A 19,223-nucleotide genomic window follows, 5' to 3' on the forward strand; every position below is an offset into this window, starting at 1 on the left:
GTACCGTTTTGTTATCCGGTTTGAAGCCGTATGACCACTCCCTTTTGTGGGCAACTGTCAGGTGAATACCATCTCCATACAAATGAAGAGACAGATACGAAAAAGCCCAGTCCTGAGACTGGGCTTTAGAAGATGGCTCCCTCGACTGGACTTGAACCAGTGACATACGGATTAACAGTCCGCCGTTCTACCGACTGAACTACGAGGGAATTGGCTCCTCCTACTGGACTTGAACCAGTGACATACGGATTAACAGTCCGCCGTTCTACCGACTGAACTAAGGAGGAATTGCCTGTCTCGTCGAGACGCAGCGGATATTAATGATCCCCCGAACGGGTGTCAACCCGCCACTCCACGGAAAAAGGGCTTTTCGGCCCGTTTGCCCAAAACTTGGGCGCTGTGGACTATTTTCAGCACAATCAGCAGCTTGAGATGCTTCCGCCAGCGGCCACGGTCGAGCTGGCCGTGAAGGCGCGCCCCGGCCTGGAGGGTGCGGGGCAATGGATGAGCCGATCATGGTGGGAACCGATGAATATCGGCGATGTCGCCCCTGTCGATGGGCTTGCCTCCGAGGTGGTGGGGGATGCGAGGGAGATGCCGGTTCGCGATGACCAGGGATCGATTAAGGGAATGGCAGGGGAAATCGGCGATATACCGGTTGTCGATGGGCTTGCCTCCGAGGTGATGGGCGAGGGAGGCGGGGAAGATGCTGGCTCGTGATGAGCCGAAAGATGAGCATAGAAATGAAGGGATGGCTGGGAAAATCGGCGATATGCGAGCTATCGATGACAATAATGCGGGGTAATGGCCATTTCTTGATCCTGCCCATCGAATTATCGGGCCGGCTCGGGTATGGTTGCTCTGGATACCATCGCCGCGTCGACAGCTCTGCCGGCCCTTGATGATGATCGGGTGCCGGTTCACCCCGGCCTTTGTCTCCCTCTTCTGGTATTACCCTAGACATGCACAATCAAGCTTCCTTACAAGGCGTGAAGCTGGCCATCGCATTGCGCCAATCCTGCATTGACGAACCCTACAGCGTGGCGCGCTTTGGCCGCGACCTCATCGCCGGCATCACGGTCGGCATCATCGCCATTCCCCTTGCCATGGCACTGGCCATCGCCAGTGGGGTGCCGCCCCAGCACGGGCTCTATACCGCCATCATCGCCGGCATCGTCATCGCCGTGACCGGGGGATCCCGCTTCTCCATTTCGGGCCCAACCGCCGCCTTCGTGGTGATCCTCTACCCGGTGGCCCAGCAATTTGGCGTGGGGGGTCTCTTGATGGCGACCCTCATCTCGGGCTGTTTCCTGGTGGCCATGGGCATGGCGCGTCTCGGGCGCCTCATCGAGTACATTCCCCCCTCGGTGACCCTGGGGTTCACCGGTGGTATCGCCATCGTCATCGCCACCCTGCAGATCAAGGATTTCTTCGGCCTGCAGGTCCTGGATATGCCGGAAACCTATCTGGGCAAGGTACAGGCGCTGGCCCATGCCCTGCCAAGCTGGCAGTGGGGGGACACCCTCGTCGGGGTGGCGACGCTGGCGGTGCTGCTGCTCTGGCCGAGATTGCGCCTGCCGGTCCCCGGCCATCTGCCCGCCGTGCTGGTGGGGGTGGGGCTCGGGTTTGGTCTGCACCAGTTCGGGGTGGACGTCGCCACCATCGGCAGCAAGTTCAGCTATACCTTGGCCGACGGCAGTCAGGGCATGGGTATTCCCCCCATCGCGCCGACGCTGGTGATGCCCTGGGCGCTGCCGGGGCCGGACGGGGCGCCGGTGGAGTGGAATCTCGCCGCCATCGAGCGGCTGCTGCCCGCCGCCTTCTCCATGGCCATGCTGGGGGCCATCGAATCCCTGCTCTGCGCCGTGGTGCTCGATGGTATGACGGGTCGCAAGCACAGCTCCAACGGCGAGCTGGTGGGGCAGGGCCTTGGCAACATCCTGGCTCCCTTCTTCGGTGGCATCACGGCGACGGCCGCCATCGCGCGCTCCGCCGCCAACGTGCGGGCCGGTGCCACCTCGCCCATTTCCGGTATTGTCCATGCGCTGGTGGTGCTGGCTGCCATCCTGGTGCTGGCTCCCTGGCTCTCCTGGTTGCCGCTCTCTGCCATGGCCGCCCTGTTGCTGCTGGTGGCCTGGAACATGAGCGAGGCCCACAAGGTGGTGGATCTGGTGCGCCGGGCGCCTAAATCCGATGTACTGGTGCTGCTGGTCTGCCTGTCGCTGACCGTCATCTTCGACATGGTCATCGCCATCACCTTCGGGGTGATCCTGGCCTCTTTGCTGTTCATGCGCGAGATAGCCAAGATGACCAGGCTGCACAACCTGGCGGATCACAAACGCTATGCCAGCGAGGTGTCCCCCTCGACCCTTGTCTACAAGATCAACGGGCCACTGTTCTTTGCCGCCGCCGAGCGGGTCTTTGACGAGTTACTTGCCCAGGTGAAGGACCACAAGGAGTTGATCCTGCAAATGGAGGCGGTCTCCATCCTGGATGCTGGCGGTCTCACCGCCTTCCAGCAGTTCGCAAAACGCATGGCCAAGGCGGGGATCCGTCTCAAGGTGGCTGAATTGCAATTCCAGCCCCTCAAGACCCTGGCGCGGGCCAAGGTGCGTCCGGTGCCGGGAGAGCTGGAGTTCTACGGTTCGCTGGAAGAGGCAATTCGAGGAGAACATTTGCACGAAGCGGTTGAAAATTGATGGAAAGGGATAGGAAATGGCATATTTTTAGTCACTTGGTTCGCTTATTGAGCAAACAGTGGCAAAAGATAAAAAATTGCATTGACCGCCTCGCGCCTATCCCTTACATTACGCCCCGTTCCAGCGCAACGGCGCAGCGAATTCGTGTTGGCTGAACACGTTAAAGCACAGACCAAAATTGGGTGCGGTGTCCGAGTGGCTGCCCACCGACGAAGTCGGCAAGATGCACGCGCAGCGTGCTCCGAAAGCCACTTCAAGCAGTGAAAATTTGGTGAGGTGTCCGAGTGGCTGAAGGAGCACGCCTGGAAAGTGTGTATACGGCAACGTATCGAGGGTTCGAATCCCTCCCTCACCGCCAAATATAACCCGTTGAATTTCAACGGGTTTTTTCATTTCTAGACTTACGTGATTTTTTTCCTGGATCAACTGGGTGGAACAATCATGTATCTGAGTAAAAATGCCTCCGGCACCTACTACACTCGTCTCCCGCTGCCTAAGTCATTACGTGACCGTGGCTTGCCCTTCGCTATCCGTACTTCCCTTTGCACCAAAGATAGGCAGCTCGCCGTAGACCGCAACCTAGCAGTGGCAGCTCGTACTCGTGCACTAATCGCGGCTACCCCTGCCGATACTACACCCCGCAGTTTCTATCGCTGGATCCGCGCCGATCTAGACGCTTTCAAAGCTGCGGGATTTGCTGCATCTCTTACGCCCTCCCAATCCATTGCTTCCCCCATCGAGTCCTCGACTTGCCCCGCCAAGGGGATTGCCCTTACCCAGGCGTTGACACAGTTTCTCGACGCCAAATCGAGTGAGGGGATCCAACATAAATCCGTGGGCCAGCTCCAACTTCGGATCAACGCCTTCGTCACCTGGGCCAAAGGGGTCAAAGCCGATCAGGTGACCCCAACCTTGGCGCAGGAGTACCGCAACATCTTGCTGCGCAAGAGCGACATCAGTTTCAAAACTAAGACCGATTATCTGGCAGCCCTGAAACAGTTCTTCCGTTGGTGCGTGGCACTGGACTATTGCAGTCGTAACCCTTTCGATGGGCTGACGGCAGGTAAAAGACCGAGCAAACGGGCGGATGAAGAGCGAGTGCGCTGGCATCGCCCTCAACTGGCCCAACTGTTTGCCAGCCTGCGCAGCAAACAATCCCAGAAAGGCAGAAAGTTGAAAATTCAGGACTGGTGGGTGCCCCTGCTGTGCCTATACGCAGGGTTGCGGCCTTCCGAGGCCTGCCAGCTCAAAACTCAGAACATCAAACAGGTTGAGGGGATTTGGTGTTTGATGGTCGATGCGGGAGAGGCGGATCAGCAGCTCAAAACCGTCAATGCGTACCGTACCGTGCCACTGCACAGTGCGTTGATCGGACATCAATTCCTGGACTATGTGGAGAGTCGTCGCAGTCAAGGGAAGGTATTTTTGTTCGATGACCAACCATCAGGCAAAGACGACGACTGGGCGCATAACATCACCTGTCGCTTCCAACGCCACCTCAATGAGGCTGGCATCGTAGGTCAGGGCCGTCCCACGCTTTACGGGCTGCGGCATACCTTCATCGATGAGTTACAGCAGGCGGATGTCGCTGAGCATGTTGTAGCCGAACTTGCGGGACACAGTAAAAACGGCCTGACGTTTGGCCGCTATGGCAAACGTGTGAACATTAGGCTGCTGAATGAGAAAATCCAATCCCTTCCTACCGACCTGATACCCCACCACCTGCTGTCAGGGGGAAAATCACCGTAAAGATGACGCATATTTTTTGGGTAACAGGGCTGTCTCCCCCCCATGAAAAAACCAATATGAGAGCATTTCTCGGCGGTTTAATGGGGCGGGTATGGCCCTATCTTCATGATTTATAATGATTTTAAGCACATTGGAAAATATTTAAAAAACCTAATAAAAATATGTTGACATTTCTTTTTCTTTGTGGGTTATTTTCATTGACGAGTGGTCCTCAATCGTTGTAGTATGCTGATAAAGCTGCTAACAAGGACATAACAACGACAGTAAACACGAAGGATCGAAACGAAATGAATATGGCGTAGAACACACCGACACGTTTATCTCGTTCAAACAAGGGTTATCACCCCTTCAGATTTAAAAAATACCGCCAATATCACAGCTATCTTCGATACGCTGAACGGGTTGTTATTACCCAAATTCGGGTGAAGTGAATAACACATGGTATTTGCTTGATGCAATGTTGAGTAAAAATCTGACGGGAACATTTGATTATATCGATTAAATGACATCAGCTATCGCTAATGTATACTTGGCATTTGACAAATTAACAGGATTTTGAGGTGAAACTTATCTGTTTATAGCGTCACAGAGTAATTTATATCGCTGTTTTTAGGTGCACTATTACCCTCTCGGTATCGATGCGTGAGCATCACGTTTTGCTATTGCTGTTTTTGTAATTGAAGGAGTATTTATAACTGTAATGAGGGTAATTATGAACAAACAAACCAATAAAAGGACCGTTCAAAAACAAAAAACTAAACACAACACTGTGCGTTCAGTCATTGTTGATGAGCATTCACTGGCGTCAGCCATTCGTCAGCACCTGGAAATCAAAAAATACCAGTATGCGCAGACAACCTATGACATTTCGAAGCGTAAAGCAGAACAGTTGATAAAATGGATTGGTGATAAACCGCTGACGTCATATCGTGCGAGTGACATTGAACTGCTCGTAGTGAAATTTTGCAACAAAAAATATAAAGGAAATACCATTAACAAATATTTGGATATATTGAGACAAGTGTTTGCCCGAGCTGTCAGCGATGGTGTTATTCATACCAGTCCAATGGATGGCATTAAAAAATGCAAATTTGAGGTGGACGAACCCGATCCATTTTATCAATACGAAATTAAGGCATTTCTTGCCCTGAAAAGCACCCATTTGCTGGAGGTGCATATTCCGGCCGATCATGAACACCGATTCCGGTTCAACGTGAACACCATTTCCGGACCAATGTGAACGCTCATTCCGGCTCAACCTGAACACTTTGCTCCTCCTTTCCGGAAACAGTGTTCAACATCCCGGAATCACTGTTCACATTCACCGGAATCATCCTTAACGCATTGATTTAACAACCTTTGATACGCTCTCCCTTTTGCCAGGGAAGAGCCTATGTCTGCCAAGAGGATTGCAATGCGTAAAATTCGTGAAGTGCTGCGACTGCGGCTGGAAGCTGACCTCTCTGTTCGCCAGATAAGTTGCTGCACCAAGGTCAGCGTTGGCTCCATCCAGAAACTCCTCAAAAGTGCCCAGACGCTCGGCCTGACCTGGCCCTTACCTAGCCAGCTTGATGATGGCCAACTGGCGGCCCTGTTCTATCCGCAGGCCGATACCACCATCTCGGCCCGCCATGTTGTACCGGATTGGCCCTCTGTCCATCAGGAGCTCAAGCGTAAGGGGGTCTCCAAACAACTGCTCTGGGAGGAGTACACCCAGCGCTATCCCAACAGCTGTTACAGCTACTCCCAGTTCTGCGACCGTTACAAATCCTGGTGTCAGTTGCAAAAGCGCTCCATGCGCCAGATCCACAAGGCGGGGGAAAAGCTCTTTATCGACTACTGCGGGCCCACGGTGCCCATCGCCTCGCCCTCCACGGGGGAGGTCCGTCAGGCCCAGATCTTTGTCGCCGTGCTTGGTGCGTCCAACTACACCTTTGCCGAGGCTACCTGGTCACAGTCACTGCCGGACTGGTTGCAAAGCCATGTCCGTGCCTTTGAGTTTTTCGGCGGTACACCGGCACTGCTGATCCCCGACAACCTCAAAAGCGGTGTCAGCAAGGCTTGCCGATACGATCCCGAGCTCAACCCCAGCTACCAGCAGTTGGCCGAGCACTATCAGGTGGCAGTGATGCCAGCTCGCCCTTACAAGCCCAAGGATAAAGCCAAGGCTGAGGTGGGTGTGCAGATCGTCGAGCGCTGGATCCTCGCCCGCTTGCGCCACCAGACCTTTTTCTCGCTGGCCGAGCTCAACCAGTGCATCCGGGCCTTGCTGGACGAACTCAACGAGCGCCCGTTCAAGCAACTGCCCGGTAACCGGCGCGAGGCGTTTGAGCAGTTGGACCGCCCGGCGCTGGGACCACTGCCGGTGCATCCCTATCGCTATGTCGCCATCAAAACGGTCAAGGTCAACATCGACTATCACGTCAGCTATGAGCAGCACCACTACTCGGTGCCACACCAGTATGTGGGCCAGCAACTGGAGCTCCATGCTGGCGACACTTTGCTTCAGGTCTATCACCAGCAACATCTGGTCGCGAGCCATCCGCGTAAAACCATCCCGGGGATGAGCACGCTCCCGGAACATATGCCGGAACGCCACAGCAAACAGCAACGCTGGACGCCAGGCCGTCTCAAGCAATGGGCTGCTGACATCGGACCGGGCACCTTGTGCTGGGTTAGCGAACGGCTGGAAGAGAAAGCCCATGCCGAGCAGGCATACCGACTCTGCCTGGGGCTACTGAGTCTTAGCCGGGAGTATCCGCCATCACGGGTCGAGGCCTGCTGCCAGTTGGCTAATCGGGAAGGACTGGTGCGACTCAAACAGCTCAAGTCGGTGCTGAGCAGTGGCCGCGACAAACTGCCCGCAAGCCCGCTGAGCTACCCAGAGTTATCGCAAGAGCACGAGAACATCCGTGGCCCCCAGAGCTTCCACTAAAGAGGATACGCCCCATGACCCAACAAACCCTGACCCGCCTGAGAAACCTGAAACTGACCGGCATGGCGGATGCAGTGCAACAACAACTGGAACAGGCCAGTACCTACGAAGGGCTGCCCTTCATCGAGCGTCTAAGCCTGCTGGTCGAACACGAACAACTGAGCCGGGAGCAACGTAAACAAGCTCGGCTAGTCAAGCAGGCGCGGCTCAAACTCCAAGCCACGGTGCAAGAGGTGGACTACCAGTCTGCACGCAACCTGGAGCGGTCACAGGTTGCAAACCTGGCCCAAGGAGAGTGGCTGCGCCGAGGCCAGAACCTGCTCATTACCGGCCCCTGTGGCTGTGGAAAAACCTACCTGGCTTGTGCGCTGGGCTACCAAGCCTGTCAGCAAGGGCATAGCACTCGTTACTACCGGCTGCCACGTCTGCTGCTTGAACTGAGCCAGGCCAAGGTAGATGGCAGTTACGCCAGACTGCTGGGTCAACTGGCAAGGATAGAGCTACTGGTCCTCGATGACTGGGGACTGGAAGCGGTGAATGCCGAGCAACGCAACGCACTGCTGGAGATCATGGATGATCGGTATGGGAAATACTCGACGGTCGTGGTCAGTCAGTTGCCAACGGAAGAGTGGTACGCGAGCTTGGGGGACAACACCCTGGCAGATGCGATCCTGGACCGGCTGATGCACAACGCTCACCGGCTGTCACTGAAGGGAGAATCGATGAGAAAGAGGAGAAGTGAGTTGACCCAATCTGAACAGTCGAGTTAGAAACGGGATGACGTGAGCGCGTTAAGGATCAGGGTGTTCACGTTGGCCGGAATGGCTGTTCAACTTCGCCGGAATACGCAGGAGGTGTCACTCATCCAACTCGGTATCTCTACGGGTCTGCGCATCAGTGAGTTAATGGCGGTCAGTGCGGAGGCGGTCAATCTCGACAAGATGACCTTATTGGTTGACCTTGCGTTGGTTGATGGGCAGTACAAAACGCCCAAAACCAGGGGATCTATTCGCACGATAGAGCTGTCAGAACAGGCTGTTGGATCTCTCAAAACCTTGATGAGGCTAGCGGAGCATCGTAAGGCTAAGAAGATTACGGTCACGAGGTCGGACAATCGCACTCAGATGAGTGAACAACGCACCCTGCTGGCTTACTACAACGCCAAAAGGCGCAGTTATGCCTCGGTTGATGAGTTCCGTGAGCGGTTTTTCAGGCCGTTCTGTCAGGCTGCTGGGGTGCGTTATCGGGGGCCATCTCAATTTCGGCACACCTATGCAAGCCAACTGCTCTCGGCGGGGATCAGCATCGAGTGGATAGCCCGTCAGATGGGGCACACCGGTACAGAAATGGTGGTACGCCATTATGGCAAGTGGTTGATGGAGGACGCCCCTGATTATAGGGGTAGGGCTGACACGGTATTTAATGCCTGTATGGCTGGTCAGCAGGCTCAAGTTACTGTGCCGAGCTGTAATCAAAAAACTGAAGATAAAAACACAGAAAGCGAATTCGATGTCGACGCATTACTGGCAACTCCTGCTGTCATGCAGAGATTGATGAGTGTTTTAATGCAGCGAATTTCTGTGGCGCAGTAAATCACTGTCTACATCACGCATTCAGCATTAATTTAAAACTAAATCGCACCTTTAATAAAGGGATCCACGTCGTGGGTGGGGAAATCCTGCCCACTATCTAAAGAAGGCGTTATTCAAGCGCTCTGGGAGATGACCGAATGGCTACACAGGCAACGGAAAAGGAATATGAAAGACTGGCAAAAAATCATTATGAAATCCTAAAGGAAAAGGGCCTTAATATCACAGCAAAAAACATTGCGGATGAATTGTTGGCTCGCGCTTCAAAATGCAGTCCTGGCTATTGGCGAAAACTGCGCTGTGCACTGGTATATCATCAACAATTGTTGAATTTTCCCGACGCGGCCGAGCGAATTCAGGCCCTGAGTAGGCCAGATATACCGGTTAAGGCAAAACAAAAAAGAGTTAAAAAGGTCGATAATGATGATCTCGTTGCACTGATTCAGTATTTTAAGGCGCGTAATGACAGCGCTATGTTGGCGGCCATATTGTTGTTTATGCGCGCGGGGATAAGACCTGCTGAACTAGCCACCATAACTGCGCAGGGTAATCGGCTCACCGTTATCGGAGCCAAAAAAAGTCATGATGGCAAACGTGGTGCAGATAGGGTCTTACAGTTTGACACGATTTCGCCAGAGAAATTGCAACTCATGGTGACCGAGGCAAAGAAAGCAAAAATTGGCTCATTGCAGGACAAGCTGCGTGCGGCGGGCAAAAACCTCTGGCCGGCGCGAAAATCGCTGCCGACCTTTTACAGCTGGCGCCATCAGATGGGCTCTGAGCTCAAAGCGTCTGGGCTCGACCGGCAGCGCATTGCCTACATCATGGGTCATCAGGCAACGTCTTCTGTGGACAAATACGGCAATCGTAAATCCGCTAATGGTAACGTGTTACCCACTTGCCCAGCGGATGCTGACCTGAGCCATATCAGGACAACGCACGCCGAGCTTTCTGTGGATAACAAAACTCATCGCCAGGTAGCTACACCCACAACAGTGGCTGAGCCTTCGCCGAGCGCAGATTCAACTGCCCCAACAACGCCGAGAGGCATGGCGGCATTCATCAATCGGCATCGCGATGCCGATGACGACTTATCCCGATAAGGGAGCGGCTACAGGGGGACAGCCTTGCTGCTATCACTGCATGGCAAATCCCCCTGGGGCGCAACCGTAAGAACGCCTTCGTCGCAACCGTAAGAACGCAGAGCCAACACAGCGTAAGAACGCGGGGTAAAACATTCTTACGAACGTAAGAATGTGGGTGTGTCGAGGTTACGAGACCGGAACCCCCGTAGGTTGCGCAGCGACCGGAGTGGGGTGGAGAACCCATTTTTATGGAGGGTATGAAGCGATTAATATGGCATGACAAAGGAGCCGAATATAGGGGTCAAGGTGGAGTCTGACGAGGCACGAGGAGGAACTACCTTGATGCCTATATATCGGTGACGGTCATCCATATTGATGGCGAAATACCAGACATAAAAAATGTTTAGATGATTATTTGTTATTACACAAAACGCAGCCATAACATCGCTTGGTGCTGATCAATCGAGGGCGTTTACATCACAACCAGTATCTAACCAGCAGAATTTATGACAGCCGAAAAGGCACCATATTGTTTAACAACATAGAGGAAATAGATGAAAATTCTAAACGAAATTTTGGCAATCATTTCAGAACACCCGCGCACCGGATCTAGCAGGGTGCTGGCTGCTGCGTTGGCATCGGCATGTAACACTCAATACACAGTGTCATTGCTCGATGTGTCTGTGAGGCTCGATGAAAGTGGCAGGCGGCTGGTTGAGCGCCTTGCTCGGATCACTCTGGAAGCCGATTATTCGAACGATGCACAGGATCGGGCGCTCCAACGCCTTCGGGCGCTCGGGCTCATTTGCTGATCGAGGACAGACGACCAATGCCACCATTGTTGGTGGCATTTTTATACCTGATTATCCATGCCCTTCATACTGATAGCGCAATATCAGACATAAAAACACTGTATCTGCAACAACACGGGGTAGTTAATTATACATATACGCATGATTAGCTTATGCATATATGTAAACGATGAGACATATCAACATAGTACTAAGTCACCACAATAATATAGGTATGTTTATGAATAATGAAAAACATTATAATTTCAGTCCTGCTGCTGGATTAATTTCCAGCCAGCAACGCCCTAATTGGGTGGTGGATAATCTGATTGAAAAAGGCGAACAGTGGATTATTAATGGCTCGCCCAAAACGGGTAAATCGATGCTTGCAACGCAGTTGGGCTTGGCTGTAGCCAGCGGTAGTGTATTTTTAAATTGGGAAATTAAAAGGCCAGCGCTCGTATTGTATATGGATTTTGAGGTCAATGACAGATTGTTTTGGCAGCGGTACTACACCATGTCGGAACAGACCAACTTGGGAGATGCAAAAAACATTAAAACATTCTTGCGGTGCGGCGATTATAAATCGACTGATGTATTAGATCCTATGGCATCACAGGCAATAATAGATATTGTCAACGACATTCAACCGGATTTGATCATCTGGGATGTCCTCGCTCGGATGCATAATGCAGAGGAAAACAACAATGGCGAAATGGGTCAGGTGATGCGAGCCATTCGAAAAATCAGCGGCGCCGCTGCACACATCATCGTTCATCACGCCAGAAAGGCTTCGCCTAATGCAGGTGGGGTTAACGCTGGCGTAATGAGCATGCGGGGAGCTTCTTCGATTCATGGTGAGGCCGATGGTGTCATCTCACTGGGGACGCGAGAGGGTCAGGGCGCTCGCTACAACCTGACGTTCAGTGCGAGGGCGGTTGAAACACCTGACGAAATACTCCTTAATCGTATTGGGCTGACATTAGTCAGTGCCATCGGGGAGGAGCGCGACAGGCTGATGGATGGGCTGCTGGAGGCACTGGAAGGCCTGGAGGCGATTTCTGCCACCACATTGACCGAGAGGTTTTGCCAGTATTTCTCTGTAAAAGAACGGCAGGCAAAAAATTACATAAAAAAATGTGTCGATAATGGTTGGGTGACAAGGGTGGCGACATCTGAACGGACTGAATATGTATTAACAGATGGCATTGCTATCAAACATTTAGCAGATTCATCCACATCCGCCAATTAATTGGATGCAATGGTGCAATGAACTACATATATATAAGTATTGCATGTGATATATTGCACCCCCTTAACAATCCCCCGGCTCGATGAGGATAAATCTACTCTTATCCTCATCGGTTGACATCTCGAAAATAAGTAGGTATGAAAGCATCAAGTATTAATTTTAAAAAAATCTAACCCCCCCGTTTGTTTTCAAATAAAAAAGGAATTTTTTCATGAAAACAAAAAAACGGTTTTATTATTTTACTGGCTGGGATTGAACTTCACGCTGCCTCTTTTTCAGTGCACTCTCCTCCTTATCGCCATTTGTAAAAATGCGTCTCATCGGAAGCCGTCTTTACTTTCATAAATTCCACATAGAACTGCGTTCTATGTGAATATATGATCCAGAGTTTAGCAATGCAGGCCGGTCAATAAGAACTCATCTCAGTGTATTAACGGTCAACTCTGATCTCGTTAGGATAGACCCGTCGGCCAAGTTACTGGTGCGTTCAAGATACGAGATAATTGTTCTTATGAGCACCCCAGTTTTTCGGGGGGGGATTGCCGGTCAATAACTGTGCAACAAACACCCAGAATGAGCAAAAAAAAACCAAGAGCAAAATTTGTACAATTATTTTTTCAATAAATAATTCCTTTAAAATCAATGGCATGATCCAGTTTTCTGGCTTGACAGATCGCGATCTCTCGGTTTACCGTGGTGACATTCTTAGAAAACCAATGGCGACTCATGATGGATCAACTATGCGATAGGAGTTTGAAATGGCGGGAGACATTTAAAAATTTCAATATCTCTATTTATACTAATTTTTCGTGGGGCTCGTGATCGGGTTCTGCTCCAAGAGTATTCAAATAAGATGATTGTTATATCATCACCACAGCAACCGTTTGCCAATTTCCCCCACTGGACTAATCATGATAATTTTAACTAAAAAGCCTTTCATCGGCCCATTCATCTACCACCTAAACGGCTATGTCACCGAGCCCGGATCTGTGCTCCCATTTATCGATGAAAGATCCTATAACCAACCCATTTTGCTGGCTAAACATTTCAACCAACTGCGACGTGACAGCGTCAAAGCTGGTTTTAATGCTGGCAGTGGCAGCGCCGACGTTCGACACTGCCTGATCACCCAATTTATCCTGCTGGGTCATCCCGATCTGCCGCATCTCGAGTTTATCCCGCAGCCACCCCGGGAGCAGTGCTATACGCAACCAGAGGATGGGCATAGATGCCAGAGGCGACTAAGGGATCGAACATACACCTATCAGGTCAGCGGCTATATCATCGACTCTAGCTATCCACAGCCATTCACTGAGCTGATTCGATTGGATACCCCCCTGTTATCGGGCGAGAATTTTTTCCAGATGACCCAGCATCTGCGTAACCACCTGCTGGGTGCAATCCCAAGCCATCCTCATATGAACCCCAGCCTGTTAGTGACCGAGTTCAATTTGCTCCACGATCCGGTTTACGACCTCAGCGATGCGTTTCACTCCACTGTCGCACGGTGTTCGGATGGAATGCTGCGGGATAACGGGATTTGTGTCGCGAGCAGTTAGTCTAGGGAAGGTGCGAACAAGTGGATCGCACTTTCACCACGAGCTCTTTGTCCGCATTTGAAATGCCCATCACTCCAAAAACCTAACTTTTTGCCGCAAGTATTCGGCTATTAAGCGCCATTTAGCCTCATTTTCGAGGCTTATCTCGATTTTTGGGCACAGCTATCCCCCCCATGCCCGTATCATCTGGTCCACGCGAAACAGATTCACCAGCGTAAACAACATCGCCAGTTGGTTGTCGTTCTTGCGCAGCCCCGGCCACTTGAACCGCGCCTTCACAAAGCCAAACTGACGTTTGATGATCCGAAACGGGTGCTCCACTTTGGCGCGGATGCTGGATTTGAGCCTCTCAAAGGCAATCACAGCCTTGTTTTTTCGCGGATGCTTGTTTGTAATGACCCACTGAAATCCTGCTCAGGTCATAATGAGTGGAGATCACAGACATGAGCATCACGATGGACGAAGAAATCAAACGTTGGACGGCCAAGCGCAAGTCCGCCTTGGTCATGGAAATCATTCAGGGCAAGACCACCGTCGCCGAAGCGGCTCGAGCCTTTGATTTGCCGCCCTCCGAGATTGAAGAATGGGTAGATGACGCCAAACGGGGCATGGAAAACGCCTTACGGGCCAAGCCACTGGATATTCGCGAGCAGTACGAGAAGCAGCTCAAGGAACTCCAGGAAGCTTATGGCGAGGCCATGCTGGAGTTACGCGCCAGAAAAAAGCTGGCCTCCCTGCTGGGCGAGGACGACAGATAGTCGCCGATGTTCAGCAGGGATTACGCGCAGAAGGTATTGATGTCTCCGTCAGCAAGCTCTGCCGCTGGTTTGGCCTGCCGCGTCGTAGTTGGTACTACCGCAGCGTCAAGGCCGCGCCCAAGCTTCAGGAGCATCTGGTCACCCCGATCAAAAACATGATTGAGGAGAACCCATCGTTCGGTTACCGGACGGTTGCAGCCCTGTTGGGGTTCAACAAGAACACGGTACAGCGCATCTTCCAGCTCAAGGGCTGGCAAGTTCGCAAGCGTCCGGTTGGGTTTCGCCCCCGGATCCAGGCCCTGCCTTCGGTGGCCTCAGCGCCCAACCAACGCTGGGCGACGGACCTATGCCGGATCTGGGCTGGTCGCGATGGCTGGTGTTCCTTGGCGCTGGTGATTGATTGCCATACCCGTGAACTACTGGGATGGCATCTCTCGCGCAGTGGTAAATCGAAAACGGCCGAGGCAGCGCTGGAGCAAGCCTTAATTGCTCGCTTCGGGGCTTGGGACGAGTTGCATCGCCGTTTTTGTTACGTAGCGACAATGGGTTGGTGTTTACCAGCCGCAACTACACAGCACTGGTGAAGAGCTATGGGTTGCAGCAGGAGTTCATCACGCCGTACACGCCGGAACAAAACGGCATGGTCGAGCGGGTGATCAGAACGCTCAAGGAGCAGTGTGCCCATCGGCAGAGGTTCGAGACCTTGCAGCATGCCAGTCGGGTGATTGGCGACTGGATCCAGTTTTATAACCAGAAGCGTCCTCACCAGGCGCTAAAGATGAAAACACCGGCGCAGGCCTATGCCGAAGCCGCTTAGTTGTGCAGGAACGGCTGGGTCATTACACTCGGGCGTCTCTGGCACTACTTTTCATCGATCTGGATGGATTCAAACAAATTAACGATACACATGGCCATGAAGCCGGTGATGCCGTCTTGCGTGAGGTAGCCGCTCGTTTACAAGCTAGTATTCGGCAGACAGATACTGCCGCTCGCCTTGGCGGGGATGAATTCACTGTAATATTGGAAAACATTAAGCACGGTATTCCCGATGCCAATATGTTGGCACAAAAAATACTGGAGACCCTTCAGCACCCGATACAACTCGATTCAGTAACCGCCACCATCAGCGCGAGTATCGGAATTTCGATGCATCACCCTTATGATGAAAGATCTGCCGACCAACTGGTAAATACCGCTGATTCGGCGATGTATACCGCCAAGCATGCGGGTAAAAATCAGGTTTGTGTCCATAAGTAACTAGATGATCACAGATCAATCCTCCACGGACCAACGGCACCTCGCTCCCCAGTGAGATGCCGATTCTCACTATTCAAGCCAAATTAAATCTTTTTATGCGATACATACACGATTTCTACCTTCGTTTTTTGCATGATATAAAGCACTATCCGCTTCTAGTAGTAATGTTTCTTCAGTCTTTATATGTGAGGTATTATCTGAACAGGCAATACCAAAGCTCATGGTGACAGAAAAATTGCCTTCATTCCTTTCAAACTTTAGATCAGAAATTGCTTGACGGATACGCTCTATAATTAACAGAGCATCTGTGGCATTGGTTTCACCCAGTATAATTAAAAACTCCTCACCACCATAACGCCCAACACAATCATGACTCCTTAAGTGGTTAGTTAAACTTTTACTGACCTCCTTCAGCGCTGTATCACCAGCAACATGACCATATGTGTCGTTGACATGTTTGAAATGATCTATATCAGCAAGTATTACAGTAGTAGGCTGTTTTTTTCTTGTGTCTTTTTCGATGGTGTTTTTTAGGAATTCCATTATAGCGCCCCGATGAAAAACACCAGTAAGTGCATCCCGAGAAGACTGCTCTTTGAGTTGCGCCAATGCATTTACCAACTGATTGTTTATGTCATAGATGCGTTGATAAAGACGGCTTTTTTCGACTAAAAATGATATTTGCCTTGCAAGGTTAATAAATATTTTTTGGTGGGCATCAATGTATGTGTTTTTTTCTTTGCTAGAGAAGAAAATGAAACCGATAGGCTTACCATCTGCAATGAGCGGGCAGGTTAAACTTGATTGAATGCCTTCAGCAACTATTAATTTAGTTGATAATGAGTTAGGGTTTTCAGCTAAATATAGTTGCAGGTCGTTAAGAATGCGGGGTTGTTGCGTGGTTAGTATCCCCTCTAAACTACTACCACTTAAAAAAGCAGTATATCCATTTTTGATCATTACTTTTTCTGGGTAATTTCTTTTTGTCCAATGAGCGAAAACCCGCTCATAATCATCAGATATTAATGCGCAGCCGATCCTATCGTAAGGTATTATTTCATGAAATGTGTCATATATGCGATTTAAAACCTCATCAAGAACACTGCCTTTACTGATTTCAGTGGATATTTCTTGAATTTTATTAAACCCATCAAGTCGGGCATCAAGCCAGGCAGCCAACTGAACAAGATCAGATTCAAAATCGAGAATGGATTCTATGTTGGTATCCTTCGGGAAAGATAAGGAACATTTGCCTTGTTTAATTTTTTTTATGGCTTCTCTGTATGAAGCTAACCGTTGAACTGATAGTGTTACATCGTTCATATCTTGTCCTTATCGGTACTGCGTTGACTTTTTGTAGCATAACGTCTGTTTAATCGATGATGCGAATAATACCTTGAGATCGTGATCTCCATCTAGATCTCTATCGCAGCGTGACATAATGGGTCATCAAATCATCTTCGCCGACAGTAAATTCAGCAGCAAGCGCCATCAGACCCGTAAAGCGATTTTTGCCCCTTCATGATCCCAGAAAAAGATCGTGAATTTAATCAATTAGCTACCTGATTACCCATGACCCTCAGCCAGCTTCAAGAGCCGATATGGCATCGGAGGGCTTGCCACGACTGCATGCCCCAATTCAACCAACATGCTCTTGAGGTCAAAACGATGATTAAACCGGAAGCAGTATTCCGCAAGATGCCTTGGTAAATGCTTCGCTCCGAGCGTATGGCAACTGCCCCGCAGCGAGTTTTTCACATTTCCTATCATCGTGTTTACCCAGTTGAATGCCGGATGATCCAGCCAGTCCAGGTTGCCCCCGGTGACAACACCCAGGTGCTCACAATTGGCCTCCTTGACCGCTTTGAAACAGGCCAATCCATCGGATATCACCGCGCTACCACTGGCAATATGCCGTTTTGCCCAATCAGCAACGGACTTGGTTTTGAAACCATCGACCACCGTCATCCGCATCTTGATTGGATGTCCTTCCTTGTTCAGGGCCACTGCTGCCACAAACGGCGTCTTGCCTGCCGCGCCCCGACCCCGTTTGCCACCACGGCGCTCGCCACCCCAGTAGACATCATCGAGCTGAATGATGCCGCTGATGGGCTGCTTGTCATCGGATTCTTTCGTGGCTTGCAGCAGCAGCTTGTGCTTGAGCATCCAGGCGGTGTCATATTTGACGCCCAACTGGCGCTTTAGCTCCATCGCTGACAAGCCTGTTTTGGTTTGTGACAACAGGTGCATTGCCAGAAACCACTTGGTCAGTGGGAGCTTGGTGTTTGCGAAAATCGTGTTTCCAGTCAATGACATCTGGTGACGGCAGTGATTGCATTGCCACACACGTGGCCGCCTTCTCAGGCGACAACAGGTCTTGTTGGCACATTCAGGGCAGACAAAGCCGTTAGGAAAACGCCAAGTGAACAGCGCGTTTTCGCACTGAGCCTCAGTGCCATAGTCCTTGAGAAACTCAAACAGGCTGTAGCCTTTCTGGAATTGGATTTTGCTTTTGGCCATGATCTCGCACCTCGATAACTGTACGTAAGATCAGTATAGTTCGTGGTAACTGACTGCTAATCATGGGTAATCAGGTAGAACATTATTCTGAAGCGATTGATGATTCCGCTCAGAAAAAATGTCCGTTTTTGGCTACAAAAGGCTCCATGCGAAGAGTAATCAATGCATCCATACCAAAAAATTCAGCCCGGCAAGGGTGGTCTGCCGGGCTGTGGGTGACTGACGAGCGGATAACTCACGTCAACAAGCGATTAGCCATCCCATCCAGCCGCGCTTTGGTCTTTTCCCAACCGGGCATCACCTGACCCATCAGCCGGTAAAAGTGCTCGCTGTGGTTGTGCTCGGCAATATGGCAGAGCTCGTGCAGGATGACGTAATCGATACACTCGCGGGGCGCTTTGACAAGATGCGGGTTAAGCGTGATCCGGCCATTGGGGGAACAACTGCCCCACTGGGTCTGCATGGTCAGGATGCGCAGTGGCGGACGCTCGGTGACCCAGATGGCCTGATCGAGCATGGCATTGAGGCGTCTGGCAAACACCTCTTTGGCACGGGCCTTGTACCAGTCAGCGAGCAGTGCATGGACTTTCTCGGCTCTCTTTGCGCTATCAGTGACTAGGCTCCTGACCGACACCTCCAGCTTGCCACGCAGCATTTTGACCCCCGGCACCGAATTAGGGGCTTCGATCACCTTGAGCAGGTACTGCTTGCCGAGGTAATAGTGACTTTCCCCACTGATGTACTGGCGTGGGGTGACGTGCTCCAACTGCTGGCGAAAGTCGCGTAACTGTTCGTAGATCCAGCGTCCGCGCTGCTTGACCGCTGCGAGAACCGCTTCATCAGCCGCCTCACGCGGGGCCGAGACCACGACGCGGCAATCGGGATGCACCTTGATAAGCACCTTGCCGCTAGCCTGTCTCCGTTGCACCCGCTCGAAGGCGATCCGCTCATCGCCGTAGCGAAAGCTAAAGGATGGAGCTGGAGCCTGGGCCTGAGCATCGCCCTTGGCCCGAATAGGCACATTCATCT

At 51.5% G+C, this 19,223-nt stretch carries 18 protein-coding genes, 3 tRNA genes and 1 pseudogene; 16 read left to right on the plus strand and 6 right to left on the minus strand.

The features are described from left to right. Positions 1-133 precede the first annotated feature (133 nt). A tRNA-Asn gene (locus tag C2U37_RS17400) sits at positions 134-209 on the minus strand. 2 nt (positions 210-211) lie between these two features. Then, positions 212-287 (minus strand) — tRNA-Asn (locus C2U37_RS17405). Between the two features lie 49 nt (positions 288-336). On the opposite strand from C2U37_RS17405, the gene C2U37_RS17410 reads away from it, so the two are divergent. The 12 genes from C2U37_RS17410 to C2U37_RS24715 all read left to right on the plus strand — a co-directional run bounded on the left by C2U37_RS17410 (position 337) and on the right by C2U37_RS24715 (position 13,659). Beyond that, positions 337-720 (plus strand): hypothetical protein, encoded by a 384-nt coding sequence (locus C2U37_RS17410; RefSeq protein WP_103261865.1) that lies wholly within the window; start codon positions 337-339, stop codon positions 718-720. Positions 721-962: 242 nt separating this feature from the next. Further along, complete coding sequence (gene dauA / locus C2U37_RS17415; RefSeq protein ID WP_103261866.1) at positions 963-2,699, plus strand: C4-dicarboxylic acid transporter DauA; 1,737 nt, start codon at positions 963-965, stop codon at positions 2,697-2,699. A 270-nt stretch (positions 2,700-2,969) separates the two neighbouring features. Then, positions 2,970-3,057 (plus strand) — tRNA-Ser (locus tag C2U37_RS17420). 83 nt (positions 3,058-3,140) lie between these two features. Beyond that, on the plus strand, positions 3,141-4,448 hold the full coding sequence (locus tag C2U37_RS17425; RefSeq protein ID WP_223920732.1) for a tyrosine-type recombinase/integrase: 1,308 nt from the start codon (positions 3,141-3,143) through the stop codon (positions 4,446-4,448). A gap of 712 nt (positions 4,449-5,160) precedes the next feature. Further along, positions 5,161-5,688, plus strand: a complete 528-nt coding sequence (locus C2U37_RS17430) for a phage integrase SAM-like domain-containing protein (protein WP_233768416.1) — start codon at positions 5,161-5,163, stop codon at positions 5,686-5,688. Positions 5,689-5,841: 153 nt separating this feature from the next. Next, positions 5,842-7,383, plus strand: coding sequence for an IS21 family transposase (gene istA / locus C2U37_RS17435; RefSeq protein ID WP_024944013.1), 1,542 nt, complete (start codon positions 5,842-5,844; stop codon positions 7,381-7,383). Positions 7,384-7,397: 14 nt separating this feature from the next. After that, a complete protein-coding gene (gene istB, locus C2U37_RS17440; protein WP_059296348.1) occupies positions 7,398-8,153 on the plus strand; it encodes an IS21-like element ISAs29 family helper ATPase IstB in 756 nt (251 codons plus the stop codon). 84 nt (positions 8,154-8,237) lie between these two features. Continuing rightward, on the plus strand, positions 8,238-8,975 hold the full coding sequence (locus tag C2U37_RS17445) for a site-specific integrase (protein ID WP_233768417.1): 738 nt from the start codon (positions 8,238-8,240) through the stop codon (positions 8,973-8,975). 137 nt (positions 8,976-9,112) lie between these two features. Then, positions 9,113-10,075, plus strand: coding sequence for a site-specific integrase (locus C2U37_RS17450; RefSeq protein ID WP_052816466.1), 963 nt, complete (start codon positions 9,113-9,115; stop codon positions 10,073-10,075). 536 nt (positions 10,076-10,611) lie between these two features. Then, positions 10,612-10,869 carry a hypothetical protein gene (locus C2U37_RS17455; protein ID WP_016351021.1) on the plus strand — a complete coding sequence of 86 codons (258 nt, stop codon included), beginning with the start codon at positions 10,612-10,614 and terminating at the stop codon, positions 10,867-10,869. A 220-nt stretch (positions 10,870-11,089) separates the two neighbouring features. Further along, a complete protein-coding gene (locus C2U37_RS17460) occupies positions 11,090-12,100 on the plus strand; it encodes an AAA family ATPase (RefSeq protein WP_233768418.1) in 1,011 nt (336 codons plus the stop codon). 911 nt (positions 12,101-13,011) lie between these two features. Beyond that, positions 13,012-13,659, plus strand: coding sequence for a hypothetical protein (locus tag C2U37_RS24715; RefSeq protein WP_158656269.1), 648 nt, complete (start codon positions 13,012-13,014; stop codon positions 13,657-13,659). A 162-nt stretch (positions 13,660-13,821) separates the two neighbouring features. Here the strand turns inward: C2U37_RS24715 and C2U37_RS17470 are convergent. Beyond that, positions 13,822-14,046 (minus strand): annotated as a pseudogene (locus C2U37_RS17470) (transposase); the annotation flags it as partial. A 56-nt stretch (positions 14,047-14,102) separates the two neighbouring features. Here C2U37_RS17470 and C2U37_RS17475 point away from each other — a divergent pair. The 4 genes from C2U37_RS17475 to C2U37_RS17485 all read left to right on the plus strand — a co-directional run bounded on the left by C2U37_RS17475 (position 14,103) and on the right by C2U37_RS17485 (position 15,674). Next, on the plus strand, positions 14,103-14,417 hold the full coding sequence (locus C2U37_RS17475; RefSeq protein ID WP_039026396.1) for a transposase: 315 nt from the start codon (positions 14,103-14,105) through the stop codon (positions 14,415-14,417). A gap of 155 nt (positions 14,418-14,572) precedes the next feature. Beyond that, on the plus strand, positions 14,573-15,001 hold the full coding sequence (locus C2U37_RS24910) for a DDE-type integrase/transposase/recombinase (protein ID WP_199770463.1): 429 nt from the start codon (positions 14,573-14,575) through the stop codon (positions 14,999-15,001). 11 nt (positions 15,002-15,012) lie between these two features. Beyond that, the gene (locus tag C2U37_RS24915) at positions 15,013-15,234 is read left to right on the plus strand and encodes an integrase core domain-containing protein (RefSeq protein WP_199770464.1); all 222 of its coding nucleotides are present in this window, start codon (positions 15,013-15,015) and stop codon (positions 15,232-15,234) included. A 2-nt stretch (positions 15,235-15,236) separates the two neighbouring features. Further along, complete coding sequence (locus C2U37_RS17485; protein ID WP_104452778.1) at positions 15,237-15,674, plus strand: GGDEF domain-containing protein; 438 nt, start codon at positions 15,237-15,239, stop codon at positions 15,672-15,674. Positions 15,675-15,767: 93 nt separating this feature from the next. Here the strand turns inward: C2U37_RS17485 and C2U37_RS17490 are convergent, their stop codons facing one another. From C2U37_RS17490 to C2U37_RS17500, 3 genes are all read right to left on the minus strand, one after another. Then, positions 15,768-16,997 carry a sensor domain-containing diguanylate cyclase gene (locus C2U37_RS17490; protein WP_104452779.1) on the minus strand — a complete coding sequence of 410 codons (1,230 nt, stop codon included), beginning with the start codon at positions 16,995-16,997 and terminating at the stop codon, positions 15,768-15,770. Between the two features lie 243 nt (positions 16,998-17,240). Continuing rightward, positions 17,241-18,194, minus strand: a complete 954-nt coding sequence (locus C2U37_RS17495) for an IS1595-like element ISKpn3 family transposase (protein ID WP_104452780.1) — start codon at positions 18,192-18,194, stop codon at positions 17,241-17,243. A 235-nt stretch (positions 18,195-18,429) separates the two neighbouring features. Next, positions 18,430-19,221, minus strand: coding sequence for a M48 family metallopeptidase (locus tag C2U37_RS17500; RefSeq protein ID WP_005344801.1), 792 nt, complete (start codon positions 19,219-19,221; stop codon positions 18,430-18,432). Between the last annotated feature and the right edge of the window lie 2 nt (positions 19,222-19,223).

The sequence above is a fragment of the Aeromonas sp. ASNIH1 genome (assembly GCF_002934285.1).
In the GTDB taxonomy this organism is placed as follows: domain Bacteria; phylum Pseudomonadota; class Gammaproteobacteria; order Enterobacterales; family Aeromonadaceae; genus Aeromonas; species Aeromonas caviae.

Excerpts from the sequence above, each read along its gene's own strand:
- dauA (WP_103261866.1), top strand. The coding sequence starts at position 963 with ATGCACAATCAAGCTTCCTTACAAGGCGTGAAGCTGGCCATCGCATTG.
- C2U37_RS17425 (WP_223920732.1), top strand. The coding sequence starts at position 3,141 with ATGTATCTGAGTAAAAATGCCTCCGGCACCTACTACACTCGTCTCCCG.
- C2U37_RS17430 (WP_233768416.1), top strand. The coding sequence starts at position 5,161 with ATGAACAAACAAACCAATAAAAGGACCGTTCAAAAACAAAAAACTAAA.
- istA (WP_024944013.1), top strand. The coding sequence starts at position 5,842 with ATGTCTGCCAAGAGGATTGCAATGCGTAAAATTCGTGAAGTGCTGCGA.
- istB (WP_059296348.1), top strand. The coding sequence starts at position 7,398 with ATGACCCAACAAACCCTGACCCGCCTGAGAAACCTGAAACTGACCGGC.
- C2U37_RS17450 (WP_052816466.1), top strand. The coding sequence starts at position 9,113 with ATGGCTACACAGGCAACGGAAAAGGAATATGAAAGACTGGCAAAAAAT.
- C2U37_RS17455 (WP_016351021.1), top strand. The coding sequence starts at position 10,612 with ATGAAAATTCTAAACGAAATTTTGGCAATCATTTCAGAACACCCGCGC.
- C2U37_RS17460 (WP_233768418.1), top strand. The coding sequence starts at position 11,090 with ATGAATAATGAAAAACATTATAATTTCAGTCCTGCTGCTGGATTAATT.
- C2U37_RS24715 (WP_158656269.1), top strand. The coding sequence starts at position 13,012 with ATGATAATTTTAACTAAAAAGCCTTTCATCGGCCCATTCATCTACCAC.
- C2U37_RS17475 (WP_039026396.1), top strand. The coding sequence starts at position 14,103 with ATGAGCATCACGATGGACGAAGAAATCAAACGTTGGACGGCCAAGCGC.
- C2U37_RS24910 (WP_199770463.1), top strand. The coding sequence starts at position 14,573 with ATGATTGAGGAGAACCCATCGTTCGGTTACCGGACGGTTGCAGCCCTG.
- C2U37_RS17490 (WP_104452779.1), bottom strand. The coding sequence starts at position 16,997 with ATGAACGATGTAACACTATCAGTTCAACGGTTAGCTTCATACAGAGAA.
- C2U37_RS17495 (WP_104452780.1), bottom strand. The coding sequence starts at position 18,194 with ATGGCCAAAAGCAAAATCCAATTCCAGAAAGGCTACAGCCTGTTTGAG.
- C2U37_RS17500 (WP_005344801.1), bottom strand. The coding sequence starts at position 19,221 with ATGAATGTGCCTATTCGGGCCAAGGGCGATGCTCAGGCCCAGGCTCCA.